This is a genomic window from Dactylosporangium sp. CA-152071 (assembly GCF_050936335.1).
Classification (GTDB): domain Bacteria; phylum Actinomycetota; class Actinomycetes; order Mycobacteriales; family Micromonosporaceae; genus Dactylosporangium; species Dactylosporangium maewongense.
In genome coordinates this window covers 1,710,285-1,726,104 of sequence record NZ_JBNJMZ010000002.1, presented here as the reverse complement: position 1 = coordinate 1,726,104, position 15,820 = coordinate 1,710,285, and the positions used below count along the sequence as shown (strand labels likewise).

The window sequence follows — 15,820 nt, the reverse complement described above, 5'->3', positions numbered from 1 at the left end:
TAGGGGTGGGGCGTGCTCGCATCATCGTTCGCCGACCGCGTGTTGCGCACCTGCGCCGCGCCGGTCGACGCGTCCACACTGGCCGCCGCGAAGGCGGCCCTCGCAGCGGCCGGCGCACCGCCCGCGCCGGCGCTGCACCGCATCGCCGCACAGACGCCGTACGGCCCGGACACCACCGACCCGCTTACCACCGCCTTCCTGGCCGGGGCCCTGCCCGAGCACCGGCACCGCCAGGACGGGCCCGCGGGGCCGGCATGGGCGTGGCGCGTGTGCGCGGCCGCGGCCACCGCCGTCCCCGAACCCGCCGCCGGCCGTGACCCCGCCGTGGCCGTGCTCATCGGCGCCGAACTGGCCGTGCGGCTCGCCACCGCGCTCGGCCCCCGTCACGCGGCCGTCTGGGACCCGGCGGGCAGCGTCGGCGTGCTAGGGGCGGCCGTGACCGCCTGCCTCGCCGGCGGCGCCACGCAGGACCGGCTGACCACGGCCCTGTGCATCGCGGCCAGCCTCACCGGCGGCCACCGGGTGCACGACGGGACGCCGCTGGGCGACCTGACGCCGGGGTTCGCCGCCGCCGCGGGCGTGCTCGCCGCCGCACTGGCCGGCCACGGCGTCACGGCGTCACCGACCGCCCTCGAAGGGCCGCGCGGTCTGCTGTTCGCCTACGGCGACCGCACCGCCGCGGCCACCCTCCTGGAGGGCTTCGGCACGGTCTGGACCGTCCTGGAACCCCAGGAGCAGGCGACGCCGGTGCCCGCCCGACCGGTGCCCGCCGGACCGGATCTCGCGGCGCGGCTGGCCGCCTTCTCCAGCGGTCTCGATCTCGACGCCGTGCCCGAGAGCGCCCGCCACGCCGGACGCCGGGCCCTGGCCAACGTCGTCGGCCTCGCCGTCGACGCCGCCGCCCACCCCGCCGTGCTGGGAGTCGCCGAGACCCTCCGCGACCTCGGGCTGCGCGGCGACGTGCCCGTAGCCGGGCGCGGCGCGACCGTGTCCGGATACGCGGCGGCGCTGCTCATGGGGTACGCCATGCACGTCGAGGACTTCGACGACACGCACCTGCGCACCGTGCTGCACCCCGGCGCCCCGGTCGTCGGCGCCGCCCTCGCCGCCGCGGCCCTCGTCGGCGCCGACGGCCGCGACGTGCTCGCCGGCGTGGTGGCCGGGATCGAGGTCGGCAGCCGGGTCGGCATCGCGCTCGGGCCCGGGCACTTCGACCGCGGCTGGCACGTGACCGGGACCGCCGGGCACGTCGGCGCGGCCGCTGCCGCCGCCCGGGTGCTGCGGCTGGACGCCGAGCAGACCCGGCACGCCCTGGCGATCGCCGGCTCGCTCGCCGCCGGTGTCACCGAGCAGCTCGGCTCGATGACGAAGGCGTTGCATGTCGGCCGGTCAGCCGCGGACGGGCTGCAGGCGGCGCTGCTGGCCCGCGCCGGGCTGACCGGCGCCGCCGACCCGTTCGGCGCGCCCACCGGTCTCGCCGCCGCGCTCGCACCCGCCTACGACCCGGACGCCGCGCTGGAGCGCCTCGGGGACGGCTGGGAGGTCGAGGAGAACGCCTTCAAGCCGTACAGCTGCGGCATCGTCTCCCATCCGGTGATCGACGCGGCGATCGCGGCGCGGGACGCCGGGCTGCCGGCCGCGGACATCGAACGGGTCGTGGCGACGGTCCGGCCGGTCGTGCTGGAGGTGATGGGCGTGCGCGAGCCCGTGGACGGGCTGCAGAGCAAGTTCTCGGTGTACCACTGCTTCGCCGTCGGGATGCTCGACGGCGGGGCCGGACCGGCGCAGTACACCGACACGCGGGCGACGGACCCGCAGGTGGTCGGGCTGCGGCGCAAGGTCGAGGCGGTCACCGACCCGGCGATGCCGAAGGACGCGTGCCGGGTCCAGGTGTGGCTGCCGGGCGGCGTCACCCACACGTTCACCGTCCAGCACGCCACCGGCAGCGTCGCCGCACCGATGACCGACGCCCAGCTGGAGGCCAAGTTCCGGCTGCTGACGGTGCCGGTGCTCGGCGACGACGGCGCCGCGCGCCGCTGGCGGGCCGCGATGAACGTCGACGCCCCCGGCGGCGACCTGCGTGAGCTGGTCCGGGCATGACACCGCAGATCCTCGGCACCCTCGCGCAGAAGGTGCAGCCGGCGCACACCGCCCTCGTCCTCGTCGACATGTGCAACGACTTCCTCGACCCGCGCGGCAAGACCGCCACCCGCGGCGGCCGGTCCCTCGAGCACGGCCGGCGGGTGATCCCGGCGATGCGCCGGCTGCTGACCGCGGCGCGGGCGGCCGGGCTGCTCGTGGTGCACGCGCAGCACACCACGCTGCCCGAGCACGCCAGCGACTCCGGACCGTGGCTCGACGCGCGGTCCCGGGCCACGTTCTCCGTCACCGACCTGTGCGTGCAGGGCAGCTGGGGGCAGCGCATCATCGACGAGCTCACCCCCGAGGGCGACGACGTGGTCGTGCAGAAGTACCGCTACAGCGCCTTCGCCGGCACCAACCTGGACCTGCTGCTGCGCTCCGCCGGGACGCGCACCGTGATCTGCGCCGGCGTCTCCACCAACGTGTGCGTCGAGGCGACCGCCCGCGAGGCGTTCAGCGCCGACTACTACGTCGTGCTGCCCGAGGACGCCTGCGGCTCCTGGTCGGTGCCGCTGCACGAGGCCACGCTGGAAACGGCCCGGCACCGCTACGCCACCGTCTGCACCACCGATGACCTCACCGCGCTCTGGAGGGACGCCTGATGGACCTGCAGCTCGCCGGCCGTCTCGTCGCCGTCACCGGCGCGGGGGCCGGCATCGGCCGGGCCGCCGCCCTGCAGCTGGCCGCCGAGGGCGCCCGGCTCCTCCTGGCCTCCCGCGACCCCGGCCGCCTCGAGGCGCTGGCCGCGCAGGCCCGCGAGGCCGGCGCGCCCGAGGTCACCGTCGTCGCCGCCGACCTGACCACGACCGACGGCGTGGCCGCGCTGTCGGCCGCCGCGGCCCGGCACGCGCCGCTGTGGGGGCTGCTCGCCTGCGTCGGATCGACCCCGATCGGCACGTTCGACGAGATCGACGACACCGCCTGGCAGGCGGCGTTCACCACCAAGTTCCTGGGGTCGGTACGGGTGATGCGCGCGGCGGCGGCACTGATGCGCGACGGCGACGGCGGGCGCATCGTGCTCGTCGCCGGCAACGCGGCCCGCGACGCGCCGCCCGGCATGGTCACCTCGACCGCCGTCAACGCCGCCCTCGACGGCCTCGTCGCCAGCGCCGGCCGCTTCTTCGCGCCGCGCGGCATCGGCGTCGCCGGGCTGCACCCCGGCCCGACCCGCACCGGCCGGTACACGGCGCTGCTGGCCCACCGCGCGGCGACCGCCGGTGTCGACGAGGCCACCGCCGCGGCGACCCTCGACGCGCAGATCCCCGCCGGGCATCCGGCCGAGCCCGCCGACGTCGCCGCGGCCGCCGCCTACCTGCTGTCGCCGCGGGCGGCGCACATCGTGGCCACCAGCATCACCGTCGACGGCGGCCAGACCCGATAGGAGCACAGTCGCGATGACGTGGATACCGCACCAGCTGCCGGCCCAGCTGCCCCGGCTCACCGGCCCGGACGCCGCCGACCTGGTGCTCATGCCGATCCTCAACGTGGAGTCGTGGCCCTTCGACCGGCCGATGCCACGCAAGCTGCTCACCGCCCCGCACGGTCGCGACAACGTGCCCGATGTGCCGAACTACAGCTGGGTGGATTACGGCCTGCGCGCCGGCATCGAGCGGCTCGTGGACGGCTTCGCCGGCCGTGGCCTGCCGGTCGGGCTGAGCGTCAACGCGGCCATCCACACCGACTACCCGGCCGTGTTCGAGCTGCTGCTGGACACCGGCTGGGAGTTCGTCGCCCACGGCGTGCGCCAGGAGGCGGTGACCGGCGCCCCCGACGAACGCGCCGCGATCCGGGAGTCGCTGGACCTGCTCACCGCGAGCACCGGCCGGCGCCCGCGCGGCTGGATGGGCCCCGGCCTGGCCGAGACCGTCCACACCCCGCAGGTGCTGGCCGAGCTCGGCGTGGACTACGTGCTCGACTGGGCGGTCGCGGACCATCCACTGTGGATGAGCACCACGCCGCCGCTGCTGGCCCTGCCGTACAACCTGGAGCTCAACGACAGCGTGGTCGTCGCGGTCGAGCACCAGCCGATGCCGGAGTACGTGCGACGGGTCCGGGACACCGTCGCGGTCCTCAAGGCCGAGGCCCGGGCCGAGGGCAGCGCCCGGGTCCTGGCGCTGCCGATGCACCCGCACCTGCTGGGCGTGCCGCACCGCGTCGGCGGGTTCTTCGAGGTCGTCGAGGAGCTCGCCGCCGACCCGTCGGTGACCTTCGCCGACCCGGGCACCGTGGCCGACTGGTTCACCGCCCAGGTGCCGGCGGCGTCGCCGTCGCTGCCCGGGCGCCGGCCGGTGACCGCATGACCGGTGCCGCCATCGCCGACCGGATCGCCCGAGCCACGGGTGTGCTGTTCGTGCCCGGCGGCCGCCCTGAGCGCTTCGACCGCGCGGCCGGCACCGGCGCCCCCGTCGTCATCGACCTCGAGGACGCGGTCGCACCCCAGGACAAGGCCACGGCCCGGTCGGCGGCGCTCGCCTGGCTGGCCGCCGGCAACCCGGCCGCGGTGCGGATCAATGCCATCGGCACCGAGTGGCACGCGGACGACGTCGCCGCGCTGTCCACCGTGGACGCCGCCGTCATGCTGCCGAAGGCCGAGGACCCGTCGGCGATCGAGGCCCTGACCGGCCGGCTGGGCGGTACACCCGCCGTGATCGCGCTCGTGGAGACGGCGGCCGGGGTGCTCGACGCGGCCCGCATCGCCCGCGTCCCCGGCGTCGCCCGGCTGGCGTTCGGCCACCTCGACCTCGCCGCCCAGCTCGGCGTCGATCCCGCCGACCGGTCGGCGCTGGCCACCTGCCGGCACACGCTGGTCCTGGCGAGCGCGGCGGCGGGCCTGCCGGGCCCGATCGACGGCGTCACCACCGACCTGTCCGACGACGCGCTGCTCGCCGACGACGTCACCTACGCCCGCGGCCTCGGCTTCACCGGCAAACTGTGCATCCACCCGCGGCAGGTCCCCCTCGTCCGTGCCGCGTTCCGCCCGTCGGCGGACGAGACGGCCTGGGCGACCCGGATCGTCGCCGCGGCGGCCGCCGGAGGGGCGGTCGTGACCGTCGACGGCCGAATGGTCGACCGCCCGGTCGTGGAACGGGCCCGCCGCGTGCTGGAGCGAGGAGAAGCCGGTGACTGAGGTACTGCTGCAGGCCGGCCCGGTGCAGGCGCTGGCCGCGCTGTTCGACACCGGGCTGCCCGCGCCCGGCCCCGGCGACCCGCTGCCGCCGCTGTGGCACTGGGCCGCGCTGCCGACGTGGCCGCCGGCCGGGGAGACCGGACCCGACGGCCACCCGCGCCACGTGACGCCGCCGCACCCGCCCGGGTTCCCGCGCCGCATGTTCGCCGGCGGCACCGTGCGCCTGCTCGCCGAGCTCACCGTCGGCTCGACGGTCGACCGCACCGTCGAGGTCCTCTCCACCACCCCGAAGTCCGGCCGGCAGGGCGACTTCGTCCTGTCCACGGTGCAGACCCGCCTCACCCGTGCGGACGGAGTGCTGGCCGTGGTCGAGACCCAGGACATCGTGTACCGCCCGGCCTCACCCCCGGCCTCAGCGGCACCCGTACTGCCGGAGGCGTCCTCGGTCGACGCGCTGCTGTCACCGGCCGACCGACCGGGGGAGTGGGTGCTGCGCACGGACCCGGTCCGGCTCATGCGGTTCAGCGCCGCGACCGCCAACGGCCACCGCATCCACTACGACCTGGCCTACGCCATGGGCGTGGAAAGCTACCCGGGCCTCGTCGTGCACGGACCGCTGATGACCCTGGCCCTGCTGGAAACCGTCCGCCTGCGCGACGCCGCCCCGGTGACCGAGGTGACCCACCGCAACATGCGGCCCCTGTTCTGCGGCCAGGAGGCGCGCATCACCGGCACCGACGAACTGTCACTGTCCACGGTGGACGGCGTCCACGTGACCGCCCGCGTCGCCGGCGGATCCCCGGGCGTCAGCGCGTAAGTTTCGTCGCGAGGACACGCCTGGACTGCGGAGCGTGCGTCAGGGGTGACGGTGACGGTAGTGAGCCTGGTACGGTCCTCGGCGAGCCCGATACTGCATGGAGCATCATCGATGAAACTGTGGTGGGTGGTGCTGCCGTCGCGATCCAGGGATGTGGATGCAGATGGGCTTCGACGCGGGGCGTGTGCTCGGGACGAAGCTGCCGCACCTGCTGGTCTGCGTCCTGCTGCTGGGCATTGCCGACTCAATGATCGGGCCGTATCTGGTGTTGTTCGGTGCGGACCGGGCGCGCCTGTCTCCGCTGCAGGTTGGTGTATTCCTCTCCGTCATCGCCGTCAGCGGACTGCTCGTGACGTCCTGGCTCGGTCGCCGGTTCGACCGCGGTGCCGGCCGGTGGCCGGCGTTGGTCGCCGTGCTGGCGCCGGCCGTCGGGTACCTCGCGCTGAGCACGACCACCAGCTACGCCCTGCTGCTGGTCATCGGGGCGGGCCTGCTCGGCGCCGGCCTGGCGGGCTTCTCGCAGGTGTTCGCGCTGGCGCGTACCCACCTGGACCGGGCGTCCGGTGACGCGTCGGGACGCGGAACGCTGGCGCTGCGGTCGGTGTTCTCGTTGGCCTGGGCCATCGGCCCGATCCTCGGGTCAGCGGCGCTGGCGTGGCGGGGATACAGCGGCCTGCTGCTGCTGACATCCCTGGCGTTCGCGCTGATCGCGGCGCCGCTGCTGCTGCTGGGCCCGGCGCCGGTCACACCCCGGACCGCGCCGCAGTCGCGGGCGCCGTCCCGGTTGCGGCGGCCGGTGCTGCTGGTGGCGGCCAGTTTCATGCTGTTCAACACCGCGATGTGCGCCGGCTCGGTCGCGCTGCCGCTGTACGTCACGCGCACCCTGGCCCGGACCGACCAGGACGTGGGGTTGCTGGCCAGCACGGGCGCGCTGGCGGAGATACCGGCGGCGCTGAGCCTGATCCTGCTGCCGGCCCGGGTACGTCGGCAGCGGGTGATCCTGCTGGGCATGCTGCTGTTCGTCGTGTACTTCGTGCTCGTTTCGGCCGGCTCCAGCCTGCCGCTGCTGCTCGTCGCCCAGGTGGTCCGGGGCTTGGCCATCGCCGCGGTCAACGCGCTGGGTATCACGTACATGCAGGACCTGATGCCCGAGGCCACCGGCCGCGCGACCGCGCTGTTCGGCAACGCGTTCATCACCGCTTCGCTGGTCTCCGGCCTTGTCGCGGGTGCGACCGCGCAGGCTCTCGGCTACCGGGCGGCGCTGCTGCTGTGCGGGCTGATCAGCGCCGCGGGCTGCCTGCTGCTCATCAGCGCCCGGCAGCCGTCACGTGACGAACTCTTGGTCGTCCTGCACGATGTAGGGAGCGCCCCGGGGCTCGGGGTCAAGCCAGACCGGGATCGATGAGCGCCCGGAGTGCCGCGCAGTGTGCCGTGTAGGCCTTGCGGCCCGTGCGGGTCATCGAGAATGTCGTGCTCGCGCCGCGGCCGTGGCCGTCCTTGGCGGACTTGACGTACTCGGCGGCTTCCAGTGCCGACATCTGCTTGGACAGGTCGGAGTCGGTGAGTTGCAGCTGTTCCTTGAGGAACCGGAACGACACCGACGGTGCGTTGGCCAGGATCGCCATCGCCGCGAGCCGCTTGGGGACGTGGATGACCGGGTCGAGGTCGCCGATCACGCCAGCCGGTCCCGGACTCTGCCCGCGGCGACGGCGTACTTGCGCTCGTAGATGACGAGACCGGCGGTGACGAGCACGAAGGCGACCGCCGCGGCCGCCGGCACGCCGACGAACCACCAGGCCGGCGCGACCAGCGCCACGATGACCACGAGGCCGGCGAAGTAGCCGCGCCACACCGCGGCGATCTCCACGGGCGGCTTGCCGTGGCCGGGCATCGGGAGCGCCCCGTGCCGCCGGCGCATCCAGACCAGGAACAACACCTCGGCCGAGAGCAGGATCGCGAGCGAGGCGGCGAACAGTGCGCCGTTGTCCCGCCACCAGGTGAAGCATCCGATGAACGCGGCGGTCCACGCGCCGATGACCGGGGCATACCACCACGGGGTCGGCGGGTACTGGACGTAGGGCGCCGCCGCGGCGCGCTCCGCGAGGAGCAACTGGTTGCGTGCCTCAATACTTTCCATGTTGGAAACTATAGCCAGTACTTTCCAGTTTGGAAAGTTTGATGCCGGCTCCTCGAGTCGCCACGGCCGGGATACACCACTGAAGGTGACCTGTGTGTCACGCTGATGGATGGACGTGGTGGCTGCAGAGGGGGTTGGCGGTGTTGCCGGAGTGGGTGCCTGATGGTGTCGACATCACCACGCCGAACGCGGCGCGGGTCTACGACTATGCGCTCGGCGGGTTCCACAACTTCGAGGTCGACCGGCGGTTCGCCGAGGACGCCGAGCGCGCCTGGCCGGGCGTCATCCAACTGGCGCACGACAACCGCGCGTTTCTGGGCCGGGCGGTGCGGTGGCTGGCCGGCAACGGGATCCGGCAGTTCCTGGACATCGGCTCGGGCATCCCGACGCTGGGCAACGTTCACGAGGTGGCGCAGTACGCGGCCGCGGACGCGAGGATCGTGTATGTCGACATCGACCCGGTCGCTGTCGCGCACAGCCAGCGGCTCCTGGCCGGCAACCGGTACGCCACCGCCGTCCAGGGCGATGTACGGCGGCCGCAGGACATCCTCGGGCACCCCACGGTGACCGACCTGCTCGACCTCTCCAGGCCCATCGGCGTGCTGATGGTCGCGGTGCTGCACTTCATCGGCGGCCCGGACGACCCCGCGCGGATCCTGCGGGAGTTCGCCGACGCCACCGTGGCGGGCAGCTACGTCGCCATCTCGCATTCAGTACCGGCGGAAGACGCCGCCGGGCAGGAGAACGTGCGACGGCTCTACCAGCGCACGCCGACGTCACTGCACGTGCGTACCCCCGCCGAAGTGGTCGGCCTGCTCGCCGGGTGGCAGGTGCTGGACCCCGGCCTGGTCCCGATCAGCGACTGGCACCCGGACCCGGAGGACGCGGACGATCCCGCACAGCGGTCGGCGTTCGGCGGGGTGGCCCGCAAGCTCAGCACCGGTTAGGTCCAGAGGTCGTTCACCCGTTCGGGTGGACGGGGTGGTACGCGACCCCGGCCGCGGTTCACACTGTGCATCCAGAGGACTCCCGTCCGCCACGAATGGCAAGGGCAGGTGCATGCGGCAGCCGAGGGCGGTACCCGCGAAGACCAGGCCCTGCACGAGGCGTTGCCCATCGTCGGCGACGCGCGATGCCGGCGACCCTCGACCGAGGTTACGCCCGCGTTCGGGCGGGAGAAGTCGCGAGCTGTGACCGGCACTCAACCACGCCCTCAAGCCGACCCGCTGCGGGAGCCCGCCGGCGAGGTCACGCAGTTCGCGGCCGTCTGGGAGCGGAGCCTGCCCAGGACGAACTTCGTGCCCGGTGGGCGGGCCCGCCGCCTCCACGTGCTCCAGACCCTGACCCGTCAGATGCTCACCGCGGTGACCGGCCCCGCGGCCGACCCGCAGGCCGGGTTCCGGGTCGGCCGCGATCTCGTCGACAGCGGCATGTCCGACCCGCAGATCATGGCGGCGAGCGCGCGTGTCCTGCGGCTGCGGCTCCTGACCGACCTCCGGATCACCGGACAGGACGCTGCGGACCGGCTCACCGTGCTGATCGAACAGCTGACGCTCGGATTCGCCACCACGCTGCAGGACGTGGTCCGCCGCGCGGCGGAGGACGTCGGCCGCGACGAACGCGTGGCGTGGCGCACCCACCAGCAGCACCTGCAGCAGCAGGTCCGGCACGCGTTGCTGCACGACCCGCTGACCGGTCTGCCGAACCGGGCGGCGTTCACCGCCTACCTCGAGGTCGTCATCGCCGGGAAACCGACCGCGCGGATCGGTGTGTGCCTGCTCAACATCCAGCGGTTCGGCGCCATCAACGACACGTTCGGCACCACCACGGCGGACCAGCTGCTGCGGCTCACCGCGCACCGGCTGCACGGCCTGGCCACCGGGCGCGACTACTACCTCGCCCACCTCGGCGCCGACACCTTCGCCCTGGCGGTCGAGGACACCACCGGCCCGGACGACGCCATCAAGGCCGCGGACGCCGCACTGCCGCTGCTGCGGCACCCGTGCCGGATCGACGGGCACGACCTGTCCGTCACCGCCATGGCAGGCATCGTGGAGCGCCCCGCCGCCCAGAGCAGCCCCGGCGACCTGCTCCGCGCCGCGGCGATGGCGTTGACCTGGGCGAGGCACGACAACCCGGCGACGTCATGGACGCTGTTCGCGCCGGCCCGGGAAGCGCTCGACGTCCGGCGCCACCAGCTCACCCACGCACTGCCCGGCGCCGTGGGACGTGGCGAGCTCACCCTCGCCTACCAGCCGATCATCCGGCTGCGCGACAACACCATCGTCGGCATGCACGCCATACCACGCTGGACCCATCCCGTGTTCGGGCCGGTGGCCGCCGGCGAGTTCCTCGACCTCGCCGAACGCGTCGGAGTCCTGATCCCGCTCGCCGCCCGGCTGCTGCGCGACGCCTGCGCCCGGGCCGCGACCTGGCAGAGCACCCCGGAGCCGCCGATGCTCAGCGTCGACTGCACCATCACCCAGCTCCGTGACCCAACCATCCTCACCACCGTCACCGCGGCCCTGGACGCCAGCGGCCTGCCACCCGGCCGGCTCCAGCTCGCCATCGCCCAGGAGGCGCTGCACGACCTCAGCGACGAGATCGCCTTCACGCTCGACGGACTGGCCCGCACCGGCATCCACGTCGCCGTCAACAACACCGGCGGCCCCGCCCACCTCGCCGAGTCCCCGGTCAGCACCGTCATCCTCGACCCGCGTCTCCTCGATGGCATCGACGCCTACCTGCCGACGTACCTGTCGAGCACGACGACGCTCGCCTGGCTCATCGCGATGTTCCACGACCTCGACCGCACCGTCACCGCCATCGACGTCGACCACCGCGACCAGCTCGAGGCCCTCAACGACGTCGGTTGCGACACCGCCCGCGGCGGCTACCTCGCACACCCCATGACGGGTACAGCGGCCGACCAGCTCTTCAACCCGAGCAACCGGCCGCCGCCCACACCAAGGTGACGCCACGACACCCACCGACCCCGCCCGCCGCACCTCCGGATCCGCTGAGCGGTGCGGCGTGACGCCCCTTGTCGGCGCGTAGCGGTCGCGGTGCCCTTCATGACCGGCCGAGGTCGAACAGCTCCTCGTCGCCGGCCTGCTCAACCGCCCACAGTGGGGCATCGCCCACCACTACGGACTGATCGCCGAGATGTGGCTGGCCGCCGGGAGGCACGAGGAGGCCGCGGTGCCGAGCGTCCCGGGGCGCTCAGTGTGCCCCGCGGAGCCACCGCTCGATGCTAGTCAGGAGAACCTTGCCGGCGACCGCGATCACGGTGATCACGATCATCCCGGCGAGGACGCCGGTCGCGTCGAACGTCGCCTCCCCGTAGCGAACCAGCAGTCCCAGCCCCTGCCGGCCGCCGATGAACTCCGCCATGACCGCCCCGATCCAGGCGAGTTCGGCGGCCGAGCGCAGCCCGGCAACGATGCGTGTGGCGACGAGCGGCACGATCACCGTCGTGATCCGGGCGACGGCGCCCACCCCGAACAGCTCGGCTTCCTGGAGCATTCGCGCGTCGACGTCGCGGATGCCACTGAACGTGGCGAAGAACGTCGCGAAGAAGACCATGGCGATGACGGTCGCGACCTTCGAGGACGTGCCGAGCTCGAACCAGATGAACAGCAGGGTGACCAGGACGATGCTGGGAACGACGTTGGCGGCCCTGATCAACGGGCCGAAGAAGTCCGAGAGCGTGCGACTGGCGCCGACCAGGACGCCGCACGAGACCCCGGCGATCGCACCCACGCCGAAGCCGACGGCGGACTCCAATAGGGACGTCAAGATCTGCTTCCAGACGGAGCCGATCGGCGTGCCGACGGTGAACCACTCCACCAGGCGCTGCCAGACCGCAGCAGGTGTGCTGTAGAGGTAGGAGTCGAGCCAGTACATCCCGGCCAGCTGCCAGGCGGCGATCGCCATGGTCAAGGCGGCGAGTTGTGCTGATCGATTCACGACGCGACGACGTCGCGCCTGCCGGACAAGGTTTGCCCTGGCCGCCGCCACGCTTCCGGGCGCGATGGTCGGTCGTCGGCGCGCCGTCCGCATGCTGATGTTCATGAAGGCACTCCCTCAGCGCTCATCCGAGTCCCAGTTCTCGCAGCACCTTGGCGACACGGTCGTTCTCGCTCGCCACGAACGCGGCGAACTCGTCGCCGGCGATGAAGGCATCGGTCCAGCCCTTCGTGGCCAGCGCGACCTTCCACTCCGGCGAGTTGTGCATGTTCGTCACGAGGTCGACCAGCCGTTGCCGCTGCACGGCGGTCAGACCGGACGTGGCAACGAGTCCTCGCCAGTTCGCGAAGACCAGGTCCACGCCCAGTTCCTTGAGCGTCGGTGCATCAAGGCCCCCGGCCCGGTGCGCCCCGGTCACCGCGAGGATCTTCACCTCACCGACCTTGGCCTGCTCGGCAACCTCACCGATGCCGGTGGCCGCGAAGGCGACCTTGTTGCCGAGCACCGCGGCCAGGAGTTCAGCGCCGCCGCCGAAGCTGACGAACTTGACGCTCTTCGGCGCCACGCCGACCGCCTGCGCCAGCAGCATGGGCATCAAGTGGTCCGGCCCGCCCGACGCCGACGCGCCACCGACGGGAACCCCTGCGGGATCCGCCTTCCAGGCCGTCACGAGATCCTGCAGGGTGTCGTACGGCGAATCCTTCGGCACCACCACCGCTTCCATCTCTTCGATGAGTCGCGCAACAGGCAGGGTGTCCATCAGGGTCACCTGTGACCTGTTGGTGTGGATGGCGCCGACGACGCCGAGCCCCATCTGCATGAGCAGGTTCTCGTCGCTCCCGTCGTTGACGACGCGCCGCAGCCCTGTCGTGCCGCCGGCGCCGGCGACGTTGAAGACCGTGACGTCCCGTGCCAGACCGGCGTCCTGCATGACTTTCGCCGCCGTGCGTGCCGTGGTGTCGTAGCCGCTGCCCGGGCTGTTCGGCACCAGAATCCTCAACCCGTCGACCGGCCGGCGGACAGCGCCGGAGGTGCCGTCGCCGACGCTTGCGTCACACGCCGACGTGATCACAGGGACAAGTGCCAGGACCGTGGCTGTCGCGACCCGGAGCCATCTCCGCTCGCCCAACTGATTCCTTCCAGGTACAGCAATGGCGCAACGTGCGGTCGGGGTGGAGGCGGACTGCCGTGCGCGGGTCGCGCGCGGGGCGTTCCGACGCGCATCGGAGTCTCACCGTGGTCGCGGGTGTGAGGTCATCACCGGCGGCATAATGTTTGGCTATGGGTTGACGTGCTGCACCTGCGCACGATCAGACCCCCGACGTGGGGCGCCGGGTCGCCGAAGCCGTCACCGAGGTCGCCCAGTCGGTCGAATTGACCAGGACGGGCGTGGGCGAGGCGAGCCGAGCAACTCGCCGAGGGCTCAGATGGGTGCGTCCTACTGCTGCAGGATCGGGTGTGTCTGGGGGTTGGCCTTCCACCAGCGCTCGAAGGCCGGGTTGTTCGGCACGTGATCGAGGAACGCGTGGGTGACCGCGCGGTAGAGCTGTTCGCATTCGGTGTGGCTGAACGCGTCGCGGCGCCAGATGACGAGGAGACGGGCGATCTGCGGTTCGCCGCGCAGGGGTAGGACGGCGGTGCCGGGCGGCTGGGGCCAGGTGGGGTCGACCAGCCGGACGCCGTTGCCGGAGCGCACCAGGGGCTGGCCGGCGCCGCTGGGAGCGTCGTAGCGGATGTCGGGCTCGAACCCGGCCGCCCGGCACGCCCGCCGCAGCGACGTGAGCGAGCCGTCGTCCGGACCCGGCGGCCCGACCCACCGCTCGTCACGCAGATCGGCCAGATCGACGCTGTCCTGCCCGGCGAGACGGTGGGACGCGGACAACGCGATGAAGATCGGATACCGGGGGATCAGGGTCCGGTTGGCCAACATCCCACCGAGCGGAATGTCGAACCCCTCCATGATCCCGATCAGGGCGGCGTCGAGCTGCCCATGCGTGACAGCATCCACGAGCAGCCGCGACGACGGCTCGATCCGCAACGCGACCTCGGTGTCCGGAAACGCCTCCTTGACCCGGTCGACCAGGCTCGCGGCACACGCCAGATGCACCGTGCCGAACCGGACGAACCCCGGCGCCCGGAGCGGCTCACGGAAGTCGTCGACGAACGCGTCGACCTCGTTCAGCACCACCCGGGCCCGGCTCAGGACCCGCCGGCCGAGTTCGGTCGGCTCCACGCCCGCACGGCTCCGCACGAACAGCACCCCACCGAGCAACTCCTCGATCCGGTGCAACTGCGCGGTCAACGCCGGTTGGGACAGATTCAGCTGCGCCGCCGCGGCGGTCACACTACCCGCCTCGGCGATGACGCAGATCGCGCGCAGGTGTCGCACGTCAATGCCCATAGCGAAACATTATGCCGCCGACGATGACCCCGTACCGACAACCACTGTGAGACTCCGACACGCACCACACCGGACACCCCGGCACACAAACCCGCCTCCACCCTCGACCGTAAAGGGCGCCGCGAATGGACCCGATCGTCGTGGCCGCCGAAGGACCGCACCCCGGTCCACCAACCGACCGGCCCAGCACCGCCACCACCGCGGCGGCGGGCCGGTCACCCACCCGGATGGCACTCGGCCGGCTCCGTCGCGACCGTGTCGCGATGGTATGCGTCGGGATCGTCGTGCTGTTCGTGGCCGTCGCCGTCTTCGCGCCGGTGCTGGCGGCGTTGGAAGGCCAGAGTCCCACCGCGCTGCATCAGGACCTCATCGATGACTACGGCTTCCCGACCGTCGGGCCGAGCGCCGAGCACTGGTTCGGCGTCGAACCCCGTCTGGGCCGGGACCTGTTCGCCCGTTGGGTTTACGGCGCCCGGCCCTCGCTGCTGGTCGCCGGGGCGGCAACGCTCGTGGCCACGGTTGTCGGTCTGATCGCGGGCATGCTCGCCGGCTTCGTCGGCGGCTGGCTGGACCGGATCGTGTCCTGGCTCATCGATCTTGTGCTGAGCCTGCCGTACCTTCTCTTCGCCATCGCCACCCCGGCGGTGCTGCTGTCCGTGACCGGTGGCGCGGAGGCGCCGCCACAACAGGTGGCCAGGGTTCGCTTCATCTCCCTGATCGTCGTGTTGTCGTTCTTCGGCTGGGCCGGGCTTGCGCGGCTGGTGCGCGGGCAGGTGCTGTCGTTGCGCGAGCTCGACTTCGTCGCCGCCGCGGCGGTCCTCGGCCTGCCGACCCGCACTGTGCTGTTGCGGGAGCTGCTGCCCAATCTCGTGGCGCCGGTCGTGGTGTCGGCGTCGCTCTCGCTGCCCGGCTACATCGTCGCGGAGGCCGGTCTGACCTTTCTCGGGGTCGGGCTCACCGAGCCGACGCCGTCGTGGGGCGTCACCGTCGCGGCGGCCCAGAACTACTACCGCGCCGATCCGCTGTACCTCTGGCTGCCCGTGCTCGGCATCACCACGCTCGTGCTCACCCTGAGCCTGCTCGGCGACGCCGTCCGGGACGCCTTCGACCCGAAGACGCACCGCTGACCGCACGCAGAACCCCGAATGCGCACCGCTGACCGCACGCAGAACCGGCAGGCGCACCGCTGATCGCATACATCCCGCAGAACCCGCAGGCGCACCGCTG

The 15,820-nt window shown here is 72.7% G+C and carries 15 protein-coding genes; 10 read left to right on the top strand and 5 right to left on the bottom strand.

What is annotated here, in order from left to right:
* Positions 1-12 precede the first annotated feature (12 nt).
* The 7 genes from ACQEVZ_RS47585 (at position 13) to ACQEVZ_RS47555 (ending at position 7,491) form a co-directional block, all read left to right on the top strand.
* Positions 13-2,100 carry an MmgE/PrpD family protein gene (locus ACQEVZ_RS47585; RefSeq protein WP_433380967.1) on the top strand — a complete coding sequence of 696 codons (2,088 nt, stop codon included), beginning with the start codon at positions 13-15 and terminating at the stop codon, positions 2,098-2,100.
* A complete protein-coding gene (locus tag ACQEVZ_RS47580) occupies positions 2,097-2,744 on the top strand; it encodes a cysteine hydrolase family protein (RefSeq protein WP_344500419.1) in 648 nt (215 codons plus the stop codon). The genes ACQEVZ_RS47585 and ACQEVZ_RS47580 overlap by 4 nt, the downstream gene beginning before the upstream one ends.
* Positions 2,744-3,523 carry an SDR family NAD(P)-dependent oxidoreductase gene (locus ACQEVZ_RS47575; RefSeq protein WP_433380963.1) on the top strand — a complete coding sequence of 260 codons (780 nt, stop codon included), beginning with the start codon at positions 2,744-2,746 and terminating at the stop codon, positions 3,521-3,523. The genes ACQEVZ_RS47580 and ACQEVZ_RS47575 overlap by 1 nt, the downstream gene beginning before the upstream one ends.
* A gap of 13 nt (positions 3,524-3,536) precedes the next feature.
* Positions 3,537-4,442, top strand: a complete 906-nt coding sequence (locus tag ACQEVZ_RS47570; protein ID WP_433380960.1) for a hypothetical protein — start codon at positions 3,537-3,539, stop codon at positions 4,440-4,442.
* Positions 4,439-5,269 (top strand): HpcH/HpaI aldolase/citrate lyase family protein, encoded by an 831-nt coding sequence (locus ACQEVZ_RS47565; protein ID WP_433380957.1) that lies wholly within the window; start codon positions 4,439-4,441, stop codon positions 5,267-5,269. The genes ACQEVZ_RS47570 and ACQEVZ_RS47565 overlap by 4 nt, the downstream gene beginning before the upstream one ends.
* Positions 5,262-6,086: a hypothetical protein gene (locus ACQEVZ_RS47560; RefSeq protein ID WP_433380954.1), complete on the top strand. Its 825-nt coding sequence runs from the start codon at positions 5,262-5,264 to the stop codon at positions 6,084-6,086. Before ACQEVZ_RS47565 ends, ACQEVZ_RS47560 begins: the two co-directional genes overlap by 8 nt.
* A 151-nt stretch (positions 6,087-6,237) precedes the next feature.
* Complete coding sequence (locus tag ACQEVZ_RS47555) at positions 6,238-7,491, top strand: sugar efflux transporter (RefSeq protein ID WP_433380951.1); 1,254 nt, start codon at positions 6,238-6,240, stop codon at positions 7,489-7,491.
* Here ACQEVZ_RS47555 and ACQEVZ_RS47550 read toward each other — a convergent pair.
* A complete protein-coding gene (locus ACQEVZ_RS47550; protein WP_344500431.1) occupies positions 7,469-7,762 on the bottom strand; it encodes a winged helix-turn-helix domain-containing protein in 294 nt (97 codons plus the stop codon). The two genes, ACQEVZ_RS47555 and ACQEVZ_RS47550, sit on opposite strands and share 23 nt — an antisense overlap.
* Positions 7,759-8,223 carry a hypothetical protein gene (locus ACQEVZ_RS47545; protein ID WP_433380947.1) on the bottom strand — a complete coding sequence of 155 codons (465 nt, stop codon included), beginning with the start codon at positions 8,221-8,223 and terminating at the stop codon, positions 7,759-7,761. The genes ACQEVZ_RS47550 and ACQEVZ_RS47545 overlap by 4 nt, the downstream gene beginning before the upstream one ends.
* Positions 8,224-8,357: 134 nt before the next feature.
* Here ACQEVZ_RS47545 and ACQEVZ_RS47540 point away from each other — a divergent pair, with 134 nt between their 5' ends.
* Positions 8,358-9,170: an SAM-dependent methyltransferase gene (locus ACQEVZ_RS47540; protein ID WP_433380944.1), complete on the top strand. Its 813-nt coding sequence runs from the start codon at positions 8,358-8,360 to the stop codon at positions 9,168-9,170.
* Positions 9,171-9,413: 243 nt separating this feature from the next.
* Positions 9,414-11,198 carry an EAL domain-containing protein gene (locus ACQEVZ_RS47535; RefSeq protein ID WP_433380941.1) on the top strand — a complete coding sequence of 595 codons (1,785 nt, stop codon included), beginning with the start codon at positions 9,414-9,416 and terminating at the stop codon, positions 11,196-11,198.
* Between the two features lie 247 nt (positions 11,199-11,445).
* Here ACQEVZ_RS47535 and ACQEVZ_RS47530 read toward each other — a convergent pair whose 3' ends face one another.
* From ACQEVZ_RS47530 to ACQEVZ_RS47520, 3 genes are all read right to left on the bottom strand, one after another.
* Entirely contained in the window at positions 11,446-12,192 is a 747-nt protein-coding gene (locus ACQEVZ_RS47530; RefSeq protein ID WP_433380938.1) for an ABC transporter permease, read from the bottom strand.
* Positions 12,193-12,316: 124 nt separating this feature from the next.
* Positions 12,317-13,180, bottom strand: a complete 864-nt coding sequence (locus tag ACQEVZ_RS47525) for a tripartite tricarboxylate transporter substrate binding protein (RefSeq protein ID WP_433380935.1) — start codon at positions 13,178-13,180, stop codon at positions 12,317-12,319.
* Between the two features lie 450 nt (positions 13,181-13,630).
* Positions 13,631-14,593, bottom strand: a complete 963-nt coding sequence (locus tag ACQEVZ_RS47520) for a LysR substrate-binding domain-containing protein (RefSeq protein ID WP_433380932.1) — start codon at positions 14,591-14,593, stop codon at positions 13,631-13,633.
* 125 nt (positions 14,594-14,718) lie between these two features.
* On the opposite strand from ACQEVZ_RS47520, the gene ACQEVZ_RS47515 reads away from it, so the two are divergent.
* Positions 14,719-15,720 carry an ABC transporter permease gene (locus ACQEVZ_RS47515; RefSeq protein WP_433380929.1) on the top strand — a complete coding sequence of 334 codons (1,002 nt, stop codon included), beginning with the start codon at positions 14,719-14,721 and terminating at the stop codon, positions 15,718-15,720.
* The last annotated feature ends 100 nt before the right edge of the window (positions 15,721-15,820 follow it).